Origin of the sequence: Halobacteriovorax sp. DPLXC-1, assembly GCF_036903125.1 — a bacterium.
Lineage (GTDB): Bacteria > Bdellovibrionota > Bacteriovoracia > Bacteriovoracales > Bacteriovoracaceae > Halobacteriovorax_A > Halobacteriovorax_A vibrionivorans.
This window is the reverse complement of the sequence record NZ_JAYMCO010000003.1, coordinates 546,246-562,871: the sequence shown is the minus strand read 5'-3', so window position 1 is coordinate 562,871 and position 16,626 is coordinate 546,246. Positions and strand designations below refer to the sequence as shown.

Genomic DNA, 16,626 nt, shown 5'->3' with positions numbered 1-16,626 from the left:
GTGGGTAATAATTAAGATAATTAGTAATAATTATCCGACGGAGACTCTCGGGGACTATGCACTTTCACTATCTTACCTTGCACCACTCACTCTCTTCTTCTGTTTCTCACTAAGAAATTTTTTTAACAGTCATAATGAAGAAGTAAATGTCTCGGATATTTTTACTCATAGAATAGTGTCAACGATAATTTACTTTCTTTGTTCTTTATTAATATTGAAATTGTTCGTTCCAAACGTTGATAACAGTGTATTTATCCTATTAATGCTAATAAGGGGTGGTGACCTACTCTCTGACTTGGCCTATACAGTTAAACAAAGACAAAAGGATATACGCTATATTGGTCTAAGTCTTTCCTTGAAAAGTCTTTTCATAATCATCATTTGTCTTGTGGCCAATATTCAAGCCAATATGGCCATTGATTATTTCTTAATAGGAATACTGTTAATAACAACAATCTTCTTTGCAATTGATCTAAAGGCCTCTATACCAAGTTTTTCATTTAAAACTGATTATATAAAGAGAATCACAATCTTAACCACTCCCCTTGCCTTGGCCTCTCTTGTTAACTCTGTAAATGCAAATATTCCACGATACCTTCTGGACTTCTACTATGACAAAAAAAGTGTTGCCATCTTTTCAACATTTTTCTTTTTCTATTCTTCAATAATTATAATTACAAACTCGTTCATTCAAGTTTCACTTAATAAATTATCACTATCACTTAATAGTCAGGTAGAGACACGAAAAATGATTAAGTCATATATTATCTTTGCTTTTATGACTTCTTTATCATTCATTCTATTTAATGAACTCATTGGTCAATTCATCTACAATTTGATCTTTGGTACAAAATACACTGAGTATGCCCATTACCTACATTATTTGAATATAATCATTCCTCAAGCAATTGCTATTATCATGATAAACTACTTTGTGATTGCTTTAAGATCTTATAAGACGAGCTTTCTCTTCACTTCTTTAACCTTAATCGTTCACTTTGCGGTGGCCATGGTTTTAATTAAAGGTAGTGAAATAGAAGGTAGTTTTGATGCATTCATTATTGCTCAGGCATTTTATATTATAATTAATATAGTTTTTATCACAAAGAAAGTAAGAGAATTACGACATGAATTTTGAATTAATCGAATATCATTTTTATCTATGTCTAATAATTCTCGTTATAAAGTTTTTCATCAATGGTTGGAAGGATCATTTAACATACTTTATCCTTTTCTATTTTTTCTTTTCAATGGGCCCGATTTTAAACCTTATCCTCGGAAATGGAATCTACTTTGGAACACCTAAGGACTACATCCATATAGCAAGTACGAACTTCCTATGCGCCATTGCAACGATGTCGACTTTATCAGTGCTAATAAGGCCAAGAAACACAGAAATTGAAGAAGTTAGAGAAAACTTCCCTCTTCTAAACTGGATCTTTATCGCTTTTATTTTCTTAGCAGTTTTTAATATTACAAAAATTGTAACGATTGGTCTCAATATAGACAAAGTTACAAAGATCTCATTAATTGGTAATTCGATACACTATATCTATCTCTTACTACAACTATTTCTTACGTCATTTTATTATTTGTGTAGAAAGAATAAAACAAGAAGATTCTATTTTTTAAACTTCTTTACTTATATTGCATACTGCTTGGTTACAGGAGAAAGAGACTTCATTTTCCCGTTATTTTCAATCGTAGGACATCTCCTAATTCACCATCGAACAAGTTTTAAAAAGAAGCTAATTCTGACCTCATCACTATCTCTTCTTGGGATTGGTGGTACTTTGATATTCTTACTAAGAGATGCTACTCAGAAAACAACGAACTACATTGAATCATTTCTTAATCAGGGATCACTTTTATTCGTAAACGCGTTTACGGCAAAAATGGTTGATATAAAATATAACTTCTTTTACGGAGAGACCTATCTACACAGCTTCTTAAGTCTACTTCCAAGCTTTATCTATAAATCTTCTTATAATAATCTCGCCTGGCTAAAAGATAATTATGCCCCTGGTGGAGACTCAGGATATGGGTTTGGCCTAGATGCTGAAGGATATATGAATTTTGGATATATTGGCGTTATTATAACATTTGCCATTATCGTTCTAATACAAAGATATTGTAACTATAATATTAATCGTGGAAAGTTCTTTAAATACTATAGTGTATTCTTTCACGGATTTACGATGTATTGCTTTCGAAATGATTCCTTGGCCTTTTTTAAAGGGAATTTATACGCAATCATCATTTATTTTATAATCATTCAGGCCAATAATTTCATTACGAAAGGACAAGGAAAAGTAGCGACTCATGAATAAAGACATAAGAGTTATGCAAATTATAAAAACAACTGAAGGTGCTAGTTGGGCACTTCATCAAGTAAAGTCTCTTGTTCGTTGTGGCATTGATGTACATGTTGTCTTAAATAATAATACTGGCAAATTCTATAATGAATGGAAAGAAAGTGGTGCAACTATATATACCCTAGAGTCAGTAATAAATCCTCTCCACCCTTTTAAAACTCTAAAGTCTATCTTCTCTTTAAGAAGATTAATTAGAGAAGTTAATCCTGATATCATTCACAGTCACTTCTTTATCAACACTATTCATATGAGAATGGCATCTTTTAGGTTGAAACCTACTCGAATATTTCAAGTTCCAGGGCCTCTTCATCTTGAACACGCTATCTTTAAATATATCGATCTATTTTCAGCAAGAAAGAATGACCGCTGGATTGCCTCTTCTAAACATATCAAAAGTCTCTATATCAAAAGCGGAATAAATGAAGAGCGTGTCGATCTCAGCTACTACGGTAATGACTATAGTCAATTTAACTCTTCTGATAGTGATCTCTTAAAAAGAGATCATCATTTACGAAATAAATACGGATTCAAGGATAGTGACATTGTTATCGGAAATGTATGTTATATGTATCCACCTAAGAAGTTTCTCGGACAAAAAGTAGGCCTTAAAAATCATGAAGTCATGATTAAGGCCATTGAAATTGCCAGGCAACAAGAGCCAAGAATAAAAGGGCTCTTTATTGGTGGACAGTGGGGAGATTCAACTTCATATGAACAATTGCTAAGACGATCAATTTCGGTCGATGAAAGAGAGAATATCGTTATCACTGGAAAGATCCCTCCAAGTGAAGCGGCAAAAGGTTGGCAAAACCTCGACTACGCTATTCACCTCCCCCTTTCAGAAAGCTGTGGTGGTGTTATAGAACCTCTTCTTGCACAAAGACCTGTTATAAGCTGTAAAACAGGAGGTATCCCAGAGATCATTATTGAAGGGTATACAGGCTTTATTACGTCACGAGATAATCCACAAGAAGTTGCTAATAAAATCCTAGAAGTAATTAAAGACAAGAAGAATGCGATTGAATATACATTAAATGGAAAAAATCTTGTTCTCGATATGTTTAATGTTGAAAGGACTGCCAAAGAGATTTTAGAAATATATAAGAAGATTATGAGTATACAAAATTCATATGAAGAATACTCTTCAAAGAAATATCTTAAAAGGGTCAACCCATAATGAAAAGATCACACTTTTTAAAACTTATTGGACTAAGTATAGCTGCACCAGTATTTGGCCAAACAAGTAAGAAGAAAAACTCTAAGATAAACACAAGTCGTGATAAACGCGCCGATGACATAACAAATTATGGAGCACTAAGTGATGGAAAAACAGATGCCTCAAGTGCTATCAAGGAATGTTTAAAAGCAAACTCAAGTGCCTACATACCTATGACGAAACACGGTTTTATCGCCGGTGATATCGTTGTGGATCAATCGAAACTACACGGTAATGGAACACTTATTCGCAAAAATAAATCAAGTTATACTCTCCTAACCAAGGGGAGCAATTGTGAAGTTAATGGGATTGTTTTTAAATCACAAGGTACAAAGTACACCAATGGAGTATCTGACATTATTATTGGAGAAAGTAGCAAAAGTATTAGAATTCATAATTGTAAATTTGAAAGTAGTCATTACTGTTCTATCTCAGCAGACAAAAATTCTGATTCAGATCTTAAATTAACTTATAAGTCCCCCGTAAAATCAATTGTCATCTCTAAAAATATATTCAGCGGTAAATATTCAAGGGCCTTATATCTACACAGTGTTGAGGATCTCCAGATTATCGACAATATCATTAAGGAGACTTTATATGATGGTATTAGGTTAAGGCAGAGAATTAAGAAATGTATTATTTCAAAAAACTTATTTAATGATATCGGAATAAAGAAACATCAAGACTCACAAGATGCAATTGATACTTACTGGAGTGGAGAGGAGCTGATTATAAGTGATAATATCATTAAGAATTGCTCTAAGAATGCTATCGAGGTTAAGGGTGTCTCTCCGGATAGCACTGGTGCTACTGGAAAGGTGGTGATTTCAGGAAATGAGATTTTAAACACCGCTTATAGCGCTATTCACATATCTTCAGGAGCGAGCAAAACAACAAAGGTAAAAGACTTTGTCATTGCCAATAACATTATCAAAAAAGCAGGTACGGTTGGTGCCAAGAGAGGAAATGCTGCAATTTTCATAAGACATGGAGTTGAGAGTCTAGTTATTAGCTCCAATATTATTAGTGAGAATAATTCTAGAGGAATCTTCTTAGCGAACCTTGAAAAGGATCAAGGTGCCATAAAGAATGTCACGATTTCGGCCAATAATCTCGTTGATAATGGCAATAAGGATGAAGGATATGCAATTCTAAGCTCAGGTGTAGAAAATTGTATTATAAGTGCTAATAATATCGAAAATAAAAATGGACTTCAAAAGGTTGCCATTGCAATTACCGATCAAAAGGATAAATCGAGTAAGGCCGTTATTAGCAGTAATATAATAAGTTCAAATCACAAGGAAACGATTCTCTATAACAAGAAGAATAAGAATATAAAAGTAGTGAATAATCTAATCAATTAGTCGATTTTCTTATAGATTAGGTATGAACCTAGTGTTGTCGCAAGAATTGAAAGAATTGATGTATACCAAATTCTATTTTCGTAGAATCGCTCTTTTCTTAAATAGACAACGTCACCTGGCTGTAGTTGAAAGTTGTGGCTATTGAAATCACCACCGCTACTAAGATCAAATTCAATTGTCTTAAGCTCTTTTCCACTCTTACGAGTTATTTTAACTTCATTTAAGTTAGCATCACCTGTTGCTCCCCCAGCAAGAGAGAGACCGTTTATTAGGCTTGTTCCCTTTGGAACAAAGTGTAGACCTGCTGATTTTACTTCCCCCCAAAAGTTAGTCGGAATGAGTACTTCATTCTTAACTGACTTTGAAAAATAAAGTGAACCAGACTTCTTCTCAAGTCCTTTTACTTCAGTTGGTAAGACGAGTGAATTTAAGTCAATATTATTGGCCGCTTGCACGACTGGAGTGAAACAAAAGTTCAAGATGATTAAGCTAATAGTGATCAATTTCATAGAAATATATTAATCAAACAAATAAACCTTAGCAAGAAACTTTTGTTATTTCAGGTGCTATCCCCAGATCTTTTGCGTCATGATAAAAGACTTGTATCTCTTCATGTGAATAGACTCGATCATCGACGAAGTAACAAATGAAACAAGATACGAGGGCCGTGAAAACAGATAGGATTATACTCAATAAAATCAACAGCTTAAGTGTAAATTTCTTTTGATCCTCAATCTTTGGATTTAAAATATTAAAAGTTAAATAATTCTGTATTGAGTTTAGGCTATTGCGCGTTTCTCTAATCTTATTTCTAATATCGACAATAGTACTCTTAAGAGGATTGAGTTGATCATTAGTAATAGTATTAAGATTTCTATCCTTTAATAGCTTATCCCTTTTTATCTTATTCTCACTAATCTGCTCTGTTAATTTACTAATTAGAATACTAAGCGTTTTCTTTTTTTGAATTAATTCTGGTATTTTTTCAAGTTCAATAGTTTTATTCTTCTTATCATCAGTTATAGAGGCATCACTTACCTTAAGTTTCTTAAGCTCATTGGCCAAGTCACTTCGCTGCTTTTTTAAGCTTACAATGATCTCTGAATTACCGGCCAATGAGCCAGACTTTAGTAAATCAATATTCTTAGACACATCTACAATCTGTTGTTCTATTTCAGCTTTCTTTCTAATTAAAGAACGATCTTTTCCAGAAAAGGATACCTTTTTCATTTTTTTGTAAAACTTTAAGTCTGAGTCGACAGAAAAGAGAAGCTCTTTATTCTTTGCAAGGCTCTTTTCCTGCTCTCTTATAACTTCATCAAGGTCAGAGATTCTTGAATCAGCTCCGACATTAATAATATTGTGATTATCTAGAAGTTGCTTTTCATTCTTCTCTAATTCATTTTCAAGCGTCTGGATTTTTTCTTTTGCTAAGATGTAATTAGAATTGAATTTAATGCTTTTTAAATTTTTAACAATAGAATCTTGAATAATTAGAGTCGTAAACTTGTTCTTACCTCTTGAATAAAGAACATAGCCACCATAGCGAGGACTTTGCTTAATGCTATAATTATTTTGAATATTTTCTGCAATATATCGACTAATACACTCTTTGTTATACGAGCAGTACTCGTAAACTGAACGCAAGTTTTTCTTATCGCCATTATCATCTTCTATATAGAACTCATTAATATCTTCAACGGCCATAATATCTTGAGCGATACTGACTTTGAAGTCCCATCTTTCCACTAAAGAACGATAACTCTTTATTTCATCAATCTTATTAATACCAATTATTTGAGAGATTTTAGATTCTTGATTTACATTATCTAGCTTTGAATTGAAATGAATCTCTCTAACATAGTTCTTATCTTGATTAACATAAAAACTAACCAATGCACCAACACTTACTAAAACACATATTGAATTTACAATCCAATAACGTCTCAATAGAGTAAACAAAAGAGAGAAGTTTATTACTGAATCTTTATTTAAAAGTAGCGTCAGTTTTCTCATAGCATTTCCTCTTTAGCGTAAATCACTCCCCCTAATTTAACACCTAAAGACTTTAGATATTCAGTACTCTTTTTCACTGTACTAAGTCTAGTTTTACGCTCTCTTACAATGAAGTCACAATGTGAAGAAAGTAAAATAGGAGCTCTATCATCAACACCAAGATCAGTGAGTTCTTTATCATCAAGTAAGAAGATGACCTTATCAAATGTTGAAGTAAGATGATTCATTGCTCCAGCAAGGGCATGTGAGTTTCCAACAAATAAAGAAAGAAAATAGCTATAATTTAAAACTGAAATATTTTCTGATAGTTTTTTTGTATTTAGAGACCTTTTAGTAGGGCCTTTAAGATCTATACTTGCCTCGTTGAGTGTTATGTCTTTAATATTTTTACCTATATCTTGATACGATATAATTAGAACTTTCTTTTTAAAACATACATCAATACAACTTGATATTGATACAATGATATCCTCAAGCCTTTGCTTATCGATCATCCCTACGATAGTTGAAACTTTACTTTCTTCTGATGTCTCACTAATTACGCGAGACATACTATGAAGGTCCTTTCTATTTTTGATACGATAGTAAATAGAACTTAAATCTTTCTTGCCCTCAGAAATATCGACTACATTCTCATTAATGATATTAGGATAATCATTTTGATTATGCATATTTTCAAAAACTAAGATTTTATTTTTCAAGCTACTTGTCATATGACCTCAGGACTTATTTAAAATCAAATTCGCCTTAATTATACATAATATTTATTAACACTTCCTTAAGGAGGTACTATATTCCACTCTCTAAAAGACATAGTGCATGACTAGGGCATTTTCTACCACATAGCAGAATATAAATTTTATTGTGCATATAATGAGTGGATGGTTGAAACAAGTCCTACTACAAAACATAATAATATAGACTTTACTAGATTCACTTCTAGCCTGGGCCTATTCATCTCAAAAGACTCTTCAGACTTTATAAAGTGTATATTTAGCGCCCATAAAAGATCATCAAAGCCTGAGTTTCACAAGGGCAATACCTATTCAATCTATGAGATCACTGCCCTTACAAATACTCTTGCTATTACAAACGAAATCATTGATTTAGACGTAGATAATAGAATTGTTGAAAATGGTTCAAGTCTTTCAATGGCCATCATTCTTGACTGGCAGCCCCACTTGAGAAAAGTCGTCACAATAACAATAGACGATGTTCATATGCTTCTTGACGAAGAATTAGAATATTTAAAAACAAAGAGTTTTAAAGAAGACGTTAGTAAATATTATCACCGCATACTATATACAAGTGAGTTTAAGTGAAAAAGCACAGTAGAGATTTTCAACGCTACCCATTTGAATCATATAAAATTGTCGCATATACGATTAAAGACGATAAGAGAGTTCAAGTAAAACTAATGAATATAAGCCTAGGTGGCTGTCTCATTAAAACTAATCTAAGTGAAAATATTGATAATCTATATCTCCACCTTGCTGATAAGCAAATCAAAATGGAATTAAACCAAGTATGGATCCAAAGTGATGGTGATCATAAACTTATTGGTTTCAAAATAAAGTTTAATGACTACTACAACTTCAACCTATGGAAAAGTTTAGTTCACTCCACTCAGAGAATCGAAGAGAAGTATAAAGAAAAGTATAATAAGAAAAAGAAAGAGATAAAAGACGTAAGTCTATAAGTCTGAGGTATTCATGGAAAAGAGCGTGTGTGTAATTGGTCTTGGCTACGTAGGTCTTCCGGTAGCATATAACTTTGCTAAGAAGTATCGTACAATTGGCATCGACATATCAAAAAAACGAGTTGAAGAACTAAGAAATCATCAAGATAGTACACGAGAAGTTACGACAGACGAATTAAAAGCGCTTGAAATGAACTTTTCAACAAATATCGAAGATGCGTCTGATTACAACTTTTTCATCGTCACTGTCCCAACACCAATCGACAGTTTTAAAACACCAGATTTAACTCCTGTAATAAGTGCAACTCAAGCAGTTGCAAAAGTTTTAAAAAAGGGAGACACAGTCGTTTATGAGTCAACAGTCTATCCAGGTGTTACAGAAGATATCTGCGCAAAGATACTAGAAGAAAAAACAGGGCTTAAGTTTGGAATTGATTTCTTCTTAGGATATTCTCCAGAAAGAATTAATCCTGGAGATAAGGAACACACATTTACAAAAATAACAAAAGTAGTGTCTGGATGCTGTAGCGATAGTCTAAAAGAGATTGCTTCAATGTATGCAAGCGTAATTGAAGCAGATGTTTTTAAAGCGACTTCAATTAAAGTCGCAGAAGCCTCAAAAGTCATTGAAAATATTCAACGTGATGTAAATATCGGTTTAATCAATGAGCTCGCTTTGATATTTGATAAAATGGATATTAATACTAGCGAAGTATTAGAAGCATCAGGAACAAAGTGGAACTTCTTAAATTTCAAACCAGGTTTAGTTGGTGGCCACTGTATTGGCGTAGATCCCTACTACCTTTCATACAAATCAAAACAACTAGGAATTATTCCACAAATTATTAATGCAGGAAGAAGGGTTAACGATAGCATTGCTACACATGTATCACAAAAGGCAATAAAGCTCCTTATTCAGAATAATGTTAATGTAAAAGGTGCAAATATAGCAGTTTTAGGCTTAACTTTTAAAGAAAACTGTCCCGACTTAAGAAATTCAAAAGTTGAAGATATAATTAGAGAACTCAATGAGTATGCTACAAATACAATTTTAGTGGACCCACATTGTAATCAAGAAGAAGTCCTAATAAAATATGACAAAGAGATTCAAGAGTTTAATAAATTAAGAGATATTGATTTACTCTTAATAAATGTAGCTCATCGAGAGTTCTTGAACCTATCAGAAGAAGATTTAGTAAAAGTCTTTTCGGGAAAACCTCCCATTATAGTTGATGTTAAAAATATTTGCCCAAATACAATTAAAACAAATACCGAATACACATATTGGAGTCTTTAATGGATGAATCCTTACAACTTCTATCAGAGCAACTAAGAGAGAAGCCTAGAAAATGGCTTGTTACTGGTGCCGCTGGATTTATAGGGTCTAATCTTTGTGAGTTTTTATTAAATAATAATCAGATAGTAGTTGGTCTTGATAATTTTTCAAATGGAAGAAGAGAAAATATTGAAGAAGTAAAAATGGTCTGTAATAAACATATTGATAACTTTCACTTCCATGAGGGTGATATTAGAGACTTTGAGACATGTGTGAAAGTCTCAAAAGATGTTGACCACATTCTTCATCAAGCTGCTCTTGGTTCTGTCCCTAGATCAATTAACTCCCCTTACTTAAGTCATCAATCAAATGTTGATGGTACCTTCAATATGCTAAACGCAGCAAGACAAGCAAATGTAAAATCATTTGTCTTTGCTTCAAGTAGTTCAGTTTATGGTGACAATGAAAAAGATTTCAAAATAGAAGATTCAATAGGAACACAATTATCTCCTTATGCAGTAACAAAGCATGTATGTGAGCTCTATGGAAGAGTTTTTAATTTAACTTATGGACTCCCTACAATCGGAATTAGATATTTCAACGTATTTGGGAAAAGACAAGATCCAAACGGAGCTTATGCAGCAGTTATACCAAAATGGATAGAGCGGGCTCTAACCGGTAAAGAACTAGAGATTTATGGAGATGGAGAAACAAGTCGTGACTTCTGCTATATCGATAATGTTATTCAACTAAATATTAAAGCATCTCTAAATACAGATACGAATAACTTTGGACAAATTTATAATTGCGCCCTTAGCAAAACAACATCTCTTAATACACTATCAAAACTCATCCTAGACAATATAAAAGAATACTCAGGAAAAGAGTTAGTAAGTGAAATCACTTACAAGGATTTCAGAAAGGGAGATATAAAGAATTCCCAAGCCAATATTTCTAAAAGCATTGAAAAACTAGGATATCAACCAGAGGTTTATATCGAGGAAGGAATTAAAAGAACTGTTCAATATTATCTTTCAAAAAAAGAGAATATATAAAGTGAAAAGAGTAAATATCACGCTGGATTTTAGATTCGTTAGATATAATGGCCAAGTTTGGACCAAGTCATCGTTCGATTATAAGTTCTGGCAAAGATACCTTATGACATTTCAGCACGTAAATATAATTGCACGTGTAGAAGACACTGACTCACAAGTAGGCCTAAAACCAGTAACAGGAGAAGGTGTATCGTTTACAGAGATCCCCTACTTTCTTGGGCCAAAAGATTACTTCTTTAAAAGAGGAGCAATAAGAAAGAAATTAAAAGAGATTATCTCACCTAATGAAGCTTATATTATGAGAGTTCCATCCACGATAGCAGATATTCTTCAACCACTTCTGATGAAAAATAATATCGAGTATGGAATTGAGTTAGTAGGAAACCCGTACGATACTTTTAAAAAAGGCTCTTACAAACATCCGCTAAGACTTTTTTTCCAGTACTGGCTAACAAAGAATGTGAAAACGCAAATCTTTCATGCAAAGAGTAGCTCATACGTAACGAAGACTTTTCTTCAGGAACTTTACCCAAATCAAAATAGAGATAAGCAATTTAGCTATTCATCCATTTCTCTACTTCCAGAGCATATTGTTGCAGAAAAAGAATCTTTTAATAAAAATAAGAAGCTTCTATTTATTGGTTCTCTTGAGTACTTAGTAAAATCACCTGATACACTAATTAAGGCATTCTACAAGGCCGTACAAAGAAATAAAAATATTAGCCTAACAATGGTTGGAGATGGCAAGGAAAGAGATGGGCTTGAGAGCTTAGTGAAAAGCTTAGGATTAAGTGATAAGATTACATTTCTTGGCTTTTTAAACGGCGGAGAAGAGGTAAGAGCTGTTCTTGATGAGCACGATATTTATATCCTCACATCAATTTCAGAGGGCCTACCACGAAGTATGGTGGAAGCAATGGCAAGAGGACTTCCGTGTATTGGAAGTACAATTGGTGGCATAAAAGAGTTACTTGAGTCAGATGACTTAGTTGATCCACAAAGTGTGGAAGAATTAAGTGAGAAGATTCTTGAGTTTTGCTCTAACGATAAAATGCTCAAAGAAAAATCAAAGAGAAATATTGAAGTCGCAAAAACATACCAAAATGAAATCCTTGATCAACAAAGAAAGTCATTTTATCAATCACTCACCTAATTCTTAAAGAGTTGTTATCTGACTATTCTCACTGACCTCTTCATAGGTATATACATTATTTCTAATCCTATGTTCCGTCACTTTAGCTAAATTGTAATCAGTATCAATATAAAGCTTAAATTTTAGATTTTTCGACTGATCTTCAACAATAATATAAAAAGGCAGCTCATCCCTTTCTCTAGCAAGCATTGGAGATTCAATCTTTAGCTGCTTTTGAGTGCTATTATACTCATCTTCATTATACTTTATCTTAACAACGGCCTGATCTGTAAGATTAAATTTATACATTGGTCCCCAGTCCCCCCAAACAGAATATACTAGTTTAGAAAGATCGGGTAATGTTACCTCAACATCAGTTGAATTCATTGGACTACCCCAAATAAAATCAAATTTTTGATTTGAAACTGCTCCGATATTTAGTTCCACAAGTCCTCCTTTGGTTCAATCCAAGAGTCTGATTGAAATATTTTAAATTTTAAATTTTTAGGATTAATCGATATAATTTTTAACCAATTGTTAGAAATCAGCTCTCTAACCATTTGATGTTTACTGATAATTTCGTCAATTGCTGATGTCTCGGCCTCAATAAAGACTTGAAGTCTTAAAGGCTCATGAAAGTAGTCACCTTTATATAAAACAGATTGTTCCGTTAATCCTCCAAGCAGATCACTTTCATTACCTTGAATACAGCCAATTCCACCAACAACATTATTTAGAACCTTGTTACCTGCACCAAATTTTTGGGGATTTACTGTACTTGCGTAATACTGCATATTAATCCAATTCGTTACAATCATTGGTGCAGTCATAATAAGCTCTAAAATCGAAAGATCTTTATCTTGTTCAAAATCATAGTCATGAAGGAAGGCCCTTCCATCAAGCTCTAAACTTCTTGTTAATTCTCTGCGACCAACTACAAATGATGCATTTCTAGCAAGTCCCCATTCTGGACGAATCTCAGACCAGTCATTTGCCTTTTGAAAAAGCTCACCGCTTAATTCACTACCCTTAAGCTTTGAACAATTTGGTAAATTTCTTGCTCTTTCTTTCTGACAATTCTTAGAGGCTTCTCTAAACTTCTTTTCATACAAACTTAGCTCTTGGCCTTGCTTTAGGCTTAATCCCTCAAACTTATCAATATGTAGTTCATCTTTTACAGTATTGTGCCAACCTGACATAAATAACGTATCTCTAGGTATCTCAATTCCTTTACTTTTTAACTTAGCTTGAACTTCTAAATCATTTAAAATTGTGGCCAGGAATATGGCATTACTTTGTCCATTATGTCCTGCACATGCACCGCATTCTAAAGCAGATGCATATGGGTTATTTGAAGATTCACTTCCATGCCCAATGAAGAAAACAAACTTTGCAAAATTCTTAGTTAGCCCCATATTCTTTAAAGCATTAAAGGCCAAGTTTACTTTCTCTTCGATTTTAATTTTCTCAAAATCAAATTGAATATTCTCTTTGTCTTTTTCAGATAGCCCCATTGAAGAGATATCGAGATTAGGCTTCTTTTGAAAGATGCCAGACTTTAATATCTTTCCGATATAAGAAAATCCAAGTGTTTCAACAAAAGAAAAGCCTGAATTAGCAGAAGCTTGAACACTCTTTTTGAAATACTGAGTCTGTGCAAATGCTTGTTTTTTATTTTTAAGTGAAGTCTCATCTTTTGTCTCCACTTCACTAATTTCATAGGCAGAGTTTAATAGAATGGGACAATTTTGATCACTCCCTTTATGCCCAAGCCCCTTCACTGAAATTGGCACTCCAAAAAATCCTGCAAAGCCAATTGTTTGTATTTTATGTGAGCTATTTTCGAGGTGTCTTCTTAGAACCTCACTACGAACATCAATACAAAATGCCATTTGTACATCGGGCCTAGAGTAAAGATCCTTACTATTAACAGAGCTTTTAATTGTCTCTTCAACTCTCCTTCGGTAGGCACATTCAACGGCATTTAACCAAATATAAATGAGATCTAAATCACGATCATCTTTATTTGAACAATGTTGGCCATCTAGGCTTACAACAGAGATCTCATCAAGTAGAGCGATATCATAGGCCATTCTCATGACAACGATATCAATTAATCCTCCTATCTCCTTAAGCTTTGAACTCTCTCCTGAGCGATTGGCCTCAAATTCAAATTTTTGGATGTATGAACTCCAACCTAACGTCGTATAAATGAGACGATAATAATAATTTGAAAGATCATCTTGTTCTAAGGATATCTTTTCTAAAAGTATATCTGTTAGAGATTCAAGTGCTTTTTTGGGACTTTCAGGAAGAAGTTCAACAATTTCATTGAATCGATTTGTTTTTCCATCAAATGGCCTGTCATATTTTACGAGGGACTTCCACCAAGTATAAAGTCTTGTATCCTTTGTCTCTATTTTCCATAGGGCCTGACCTTCATCAAAATACGCGGAGGCCCATCTTGAGATTTCTTTAGTTATTAACTCAGTAGTCTTTTCATTATTTTCTAAATCATAAAAATCACTAACTGCTCTAAACTTTAAGTCACAAACTTTTCTTTTAGATGATCTTATAAAGTCCATCAACTCTTTTATCGTAATATCACTTAGTGAATTGTTATGAATTTCTTTTAGATAAAGTTTTTTTGCAACTTCTAGATCATACTCTGTAATTTCACCAGATTGATATTTCTTTAGAAAGAACTCTTTCTTAGGCAAAGTATCTTTTCCTGAAATATGTCGCATATACTTGGCCAATTCGAGAAAGTTCTTATCTTTAAAGCCAAAGAAAGGATTTACAGCAACATAGTCACGTATATCCCAAAGAGGAGTTAATCTCTTGCTTACTTCAAGAAAAGTCTCAATGACAGACTTTTCTTGTCTAATCTTTAAAGACGTAAAAGCTTCTTTTCTAATTTTTTCTTTATCTAATTTTACGATTTCGTTCATTAGAAGCCTCCTCTTAGTGCCTTCACATAGATCTGTTTACCGACTTCTGTTTGAGAAATTTTGTCTAAACTATTTTGAATCAAATATAATGCTATGAAAAAGCCAGCAGATATAAGAACTGTTACAACTCCAACGATTCCAGGCATTGATACATTGGCCGGAACAATTCCCTCTAATAAGATTGTCATGAATTTTGTTAAACCGAGATAGATTAAAACAATAGAGCTTGCAAAAAGCACCGCTTGGAATTTATCTTTTGAATTTAAAATCATTTGAGATGCAGCTAAGGCCAAAACAATTAAGAGAATGAAGACCCCTGGGTTTTCTAAGACATTTACGCCTGTATACATTAGGCTTCCAACGACTAAAACGATAGAAGTTGCACCTAGAAGAAAAGAGTTCCTAAATTTATTAGTAATTTGTTGTTTTGGAAAATAACGATTGAGCCTACCAAAATCTGTTGCTGTACCTGAACTTAAAAATGCATAGGCCTTGTAAAAAGCATGACCTATTATATGAACTGTTGCGATGGAAAAGGCACCTAATCCACATTGAAGCATCATAAATCCCATTTGAGCAATTGTTGAATAGGCTAAATTCTTTTTCACATTCACCTGAGTAAACATAACAATAGTTGCCCAAAATGCAGTGAAGCTACCAATGATTGCAAGTAATGAAAGCGCTAATGGAGTGCTCGATAAAAATGGGGCCATTCTAATTATTAAATAACCACCAGCATTTATTATTCCAGCATGCATAATTGCAGATACTGGAGTTGGTGTCTCCATCGTATTTGGAAGCCAGTGATGGAAAGGAAATTGTGCTGACTTTGTCATTGCACCAAGAACAAGAAAGATTGAAGCAGTATTTAGTAATATGTAATTATCTTTTATCAAGAAAGTATTTTCGGCCATTGCAAAAATAGTATTAAACTCAAGAGTTTTAAATACATTTAAGAGAATTCCCCCTGCAATAACTATAAAAATATCACCTAGACGATTTATCCAAAACTTCTGTCTTGCTGCTTTGATGGCCCCTTGCCTATTTGAAAAATGAGTAAGCAGTTTATGCAGAAAGTATGAAGCTCCGGCCCAAGAGATAGAAAATAAGACGAGATTTGGTGCCAAAAGCATTGAGAATACAAAACTTAGCGTAAAGGCCAGATTCTTTTTAAATTGTTCACTCTTAGGGTCATCTTCTAAGAATCTAATTGAGTAACGTGCAACGACTATACCGATAGTTGAAACTGTCGCAGCGATAAGTCCAGATAAGACATCAAGCTTTAATCCGACTGAGAAGTATTTAGAAAAGTTCCAAATGGTCAGCTGGATTGGACTTTTATCAATATAACTTAGTATTGAAAAACTAATAAATACAAACGGGCCTAGGAATTGAGCAAGGCCTAGGCTTAGCTTCTTTGAGCTCCCAGATAACTTATAAATTATTATCGGCAACAGAAGTAGCACGGGAAGTAAGTATTGTAATGAGTTCATAAATTCTCCTTAACAAGGCAAGCCTAACAGGAGAACACTATACATGCAA

The 16,626-nt window shown here is 33.4% G+C and carries 15 protein-coding genes; 9 read left to right on the top strand and 6 right to left on the bottom strand.

All coding sequences use genetic code 11. The annotated features are described in order from the left end of the window. Positions 1-262: 262 nt before the first annotated feature. Genes VCM44_RS12695 through VCM44_RS12680 form a run of 4 tightly spaced genes read left to right on the top strand, consistent with a single transcriptional unit; the run spans position 263 to position 4,955 of the window. Positions 263-1,138 (top strand): hypothetical protein, encoded by an 876-nt coding sequence (locus VCM44_RS12695; RefSeq protein ID WP_334679006.1) that lies wholly within the window; start codon positions 263-265, stop codon positions 1,136-1,138. Next, positions 1,128-2,330, top strand: a complete 1,203-nt coding sequence (locus VCM44_RS12690) for an O-antigen polymerase (RefSeq protein ID WP_334679005.1) — start codon at positions 1,128-1,130, stop codon at positions 2,328-2,330. The genes VCM44_RS12695 and VCM44_RS12690 overlap by 11 nt, the downstream gene beginning before the upstream one ends. Then, a complete protein-coding gene (locus VCM44_RS12685) occupies positions 2,323-3,552 on the top strand; it encodes a glycosyltransferase family 4 protein (protein WP_334679004.1) in 1,230 nt (409 codons plus the stop codon). Before VCM44_RS12690 ends, VCM44_RS12685 begins: the two co-directional genes overlap by 8 nt. Beyond that, complete coding sequence (locus tag VCM44_RS12680; RefSeq protein ID WP_334679003.1) at positions 3,552-4,955, top strand: right-handed parallel beta-helix repeat-containing protein; 1,404 nt, start codon at positions 3,552-3,554, stop codon at positions 4,953-4,955. Before VCM44_RS12685 ends, VCM44_RS12680 begins: the two co-directional genes overlap by 1 nt. On the opposite strand, the gene VCM44_RS12675 is transcribed toward VCM44_RS12680, so the two are convergent. Genes VCM44_RS12675 through VCM44_RS12665 form a run of 3 tightly spaced genes read right to left on the bottom strand, consistent with a single transcriptional unit; the run spans position 4,952 to position 7,684 of the window. Then, positions 4,952-5,464, bottom strand: coding sequence for a polysaccharide biosynthesis/export family protein (locus VCM44_RS12675; RefSeq protein ID WP_115361251.1), 513 nt, complete (start codon positions 5,462-5,464; stop codon positions 4,952-4,954). The genes VCM44_RS12680 and VCM44_RS12675 overlap by 4 nt on opposite strands. A 28-nt stretch (positions 5,465-5,492) precedes the next feature. Further along, on the bottom strand, positions 5,493-6,971 hold the full coding sequence (locus VCM44_RS12670; RefSeq protein WP_334679001.1) for a hypothetical protein: 1,479 nt from the start codon (positions 6,969-6,971) through the stop codon (positions 5,493-5,495). Further along, entirely contained in the window at positions 6,968-7,684 is a 717-nt protein-coding gene (locus VCM44_RS12665; RefSeq protein ID WP_334678999.1) for a hypothetical protein, read from the bottom strand. The genes VCM44_RS12670 and VCM44_RS12665 overlap by 4 nt, the downstream gene beginning before the upstream one ends. 168 nt (positions 7,685-7,852) lie before the next feature. On the opposite strand from VCM44_RS12665, the gene VCM44_RS12660 reads away from it, so the two are divergent. The 5 genes from VCM44_RS12660 (at position 7,853) to VCM44_RS12640 (ending at position 12,154) form a co-directional block, all read left to right on the top strand. Beyond that, the gene (locus tag VCM44_RS12660) at positions 7,853-8,293 is read left to right on the top strand and encodes a hypothetical protein (protein ID WP_334678998.1); all 441 of its coding nucleotides are present in this window, start codon (positions 7,853-7,855) and stop codon (positions 8,291-8,293) included. Next, positions 8,290-8,670: a PilZ domain-containing protein gene (locus VCM44_RS12655; RefSeq protein ID WP_334678997.1), complete on the top strand. Its 381-nt coding sequence runs from the start codon at positions 8,290-8,292 to the stop codon at positions 8,668-8,670. Before VCM44_RS12660 ends, VCM44_RS12655 begins: the two co-directional genes overlap by 4 nt. A gap of 13 nt (positions 8,671-8,683) precedes the next feature. Next, a complete protein-coding gene (locus tag VCM44_RS12650) occupies positions 8,684-9,967 on the top strand; it encodes a nucleotide sugar dehydrogenase (protein WP_334678995.1) in 1,284 nt (427 codons plus the stop codon). Then, positions 9,967-11,001, top strand: a complete 1,035-nt coding sequence (locus VCM44_RS12645) for an NAD-dependent epimerase/dehydratase family protein (protein ID WP_334678993.1) — start codon at positions 9,967-9,969, stop codon at positions 10,999-11,001. The genes VCM44_RS12650 and VCM44_RS12645 overlap by 1 nt, the downstream gene beginning before the upstream one ends. A 103-nt stretch (positions 11,002-11,104) precedes the next feature. Next, positions 11,105-12,154 (top strand): glycosyltransferase family 4 protein, encoded by a 1,050-nt coding sequence (locus VCM44_RS12640; protein WP_334678992.1) that lies wholly within the window; start codon positions 11,105-11,107, stop codon positions 12,152-12,154. 3 nt (positions 12,155-12,157) lie between these two features. Here VCM44_RS12640 and VCM44_RS12635 read toward each other — a convergent pair whose 3' ends face one another. The 3 genes from VCM44_RS12635 to VCM44_RS12625 are packed head-to-tail and all read right to left on the bottom strand — an operon-like array spanning position 12,158 to position 16,577. Beyond that, positions 12,158-12,580: a hypothetical protein gene (locus VCM44_RS12635; RefSeq protein ID WP_334678991.1), complete on the bottom strand. Its 423-nt coding sequence runs from the start codon at positions 12,578-12,580 to the stop codon at positions 12,158-12,160. Further along, positions 12,571-15,084, bottom strand: a complete 2,514-nt coding sequence (locus tag VCM44_RS12630) for a DUF2309 domain-containing protein (RefSeq protein ID WP_334678990.1) — start codon at positions 15,082-15,084, stop codon at positions 12,571-12,573. The genes VCM44_RS12635 and VCM44_RS12630 overlap by 10 nt, the downstream gene beginning before the upstream one ends. Beyond that, entirely contained in the window at positions 15,084-16,577 is a 1,494-nt protein-coding gene (locus VCM44_RS12625; RefSeq protein WP_334678989.1) for a proton-conducting transporter transmembrane domain-containing protein, read from the bottom strand. The genes VCM44_RS12630 and VCM44_RS12625 overlap by 1 nt, the downstream gene beginning before the upstream one ends. Positions 16,578-16,626: the final 49 nt, after the last annotated feature.

What these genes read in the sequence shown, in the direction of transcription:
- VCM44_RS12690 (WP_334679005.1), top strand. Translation starts at nt 1,128, where the DNA reads ATGAATTTTGAATTAATCGAATATCATTTTTATCTATGTCTAATAATT.
- VCM44_RS12625 (WP_334678989.1), bottom strand. Translation starts at nt 16,577, where the DNA reads ATGAACTCATTACAATACTTACTTCCCGTGCTACTTCTGTTGCCGATA.
- VCM44_RS12640 (WP_334678992.1), top strand. Translation starts at nt 11,105, where the DNA reads ATGACATTTCAGCACGTAAATATAATTGCACGTGTAGAAGACACTGAC.
- VCM44_RS12680 (WP_334679003.1), top strand. Translation starts at nt 3,552, where the DNA reads ATGAAAAGATCACACTTTTTAAAACTTATTGGACTAAGTATAGCTGCA.
- VCM44_RS12665 (WP_334678999.1), bottom strand. Translation starts at nt 7,684, where the DNA reads ATGACAAGTAGCTTGAAAAATAAAATCTTAGTTTTTGAAAATATGCAT.
- VCM44_RS12695 (WP_334679006.1), top strand. Translation starts at nt 263, where the DNA reads ATGCTAATAAGGGGTGGTGACCTACTCTCTGACTTGGCCTATACAGTT.
- VCM44_RS12630 (WP_334678990.1), bottom strand. Translation starts at nt 15,084, where the DNA reads ATGAACGAAATCGTAAAATTAGATAAAGAAAAAATTAGAAAAGAAGCT.
- VCM44_RS12675 (WP_115361251.1), bottom strand. Translation starts at nt 5,464, where the DNA reads ATGAAATTGATCACTATTAGCTTAATCATCTTGAACTTTTGTTTCACT.
- VCM44_RS12650 (WP_334678995.1), top strand. Translation starts at nt 8,684, where the DNA reads ATGGAAAAGAGCGTGTGTGTAATTGGTCTTGGCTACGTAGGTCTTCCG.
- VCM44_RS12645 (WP_334678993.1), top strand. Translation starts at nt 9,967, where the DNA reads ATGGATGAATCCTTACAACTTCTATCAGAGCAACTAAGAGAGAAGCCT.
- VCM44_RS12660 (WP_334678998.1), top strand. Translation starts at nt 7,853, where the DNA reads ATGGTTGAAACAAGTCCTACTACAAAACATAATAATATAGACTTTACT.
- VCM44_RS12685 (WP_334679004.1), top strand. Translation starts at nt 2,323, where the DNA reads ATGAATAAAGACATAAGAGTTATGCAAATTATAAAAACAACTGAAGGT.
- VCM44_RS12670 (WP_334679001.1), bottom strand. Translation starts at nt 6,971, where the DNA reads ATGAGAAAACTGACGCTACTTTTAAATAAAGATTCAGTAATAAACTTC.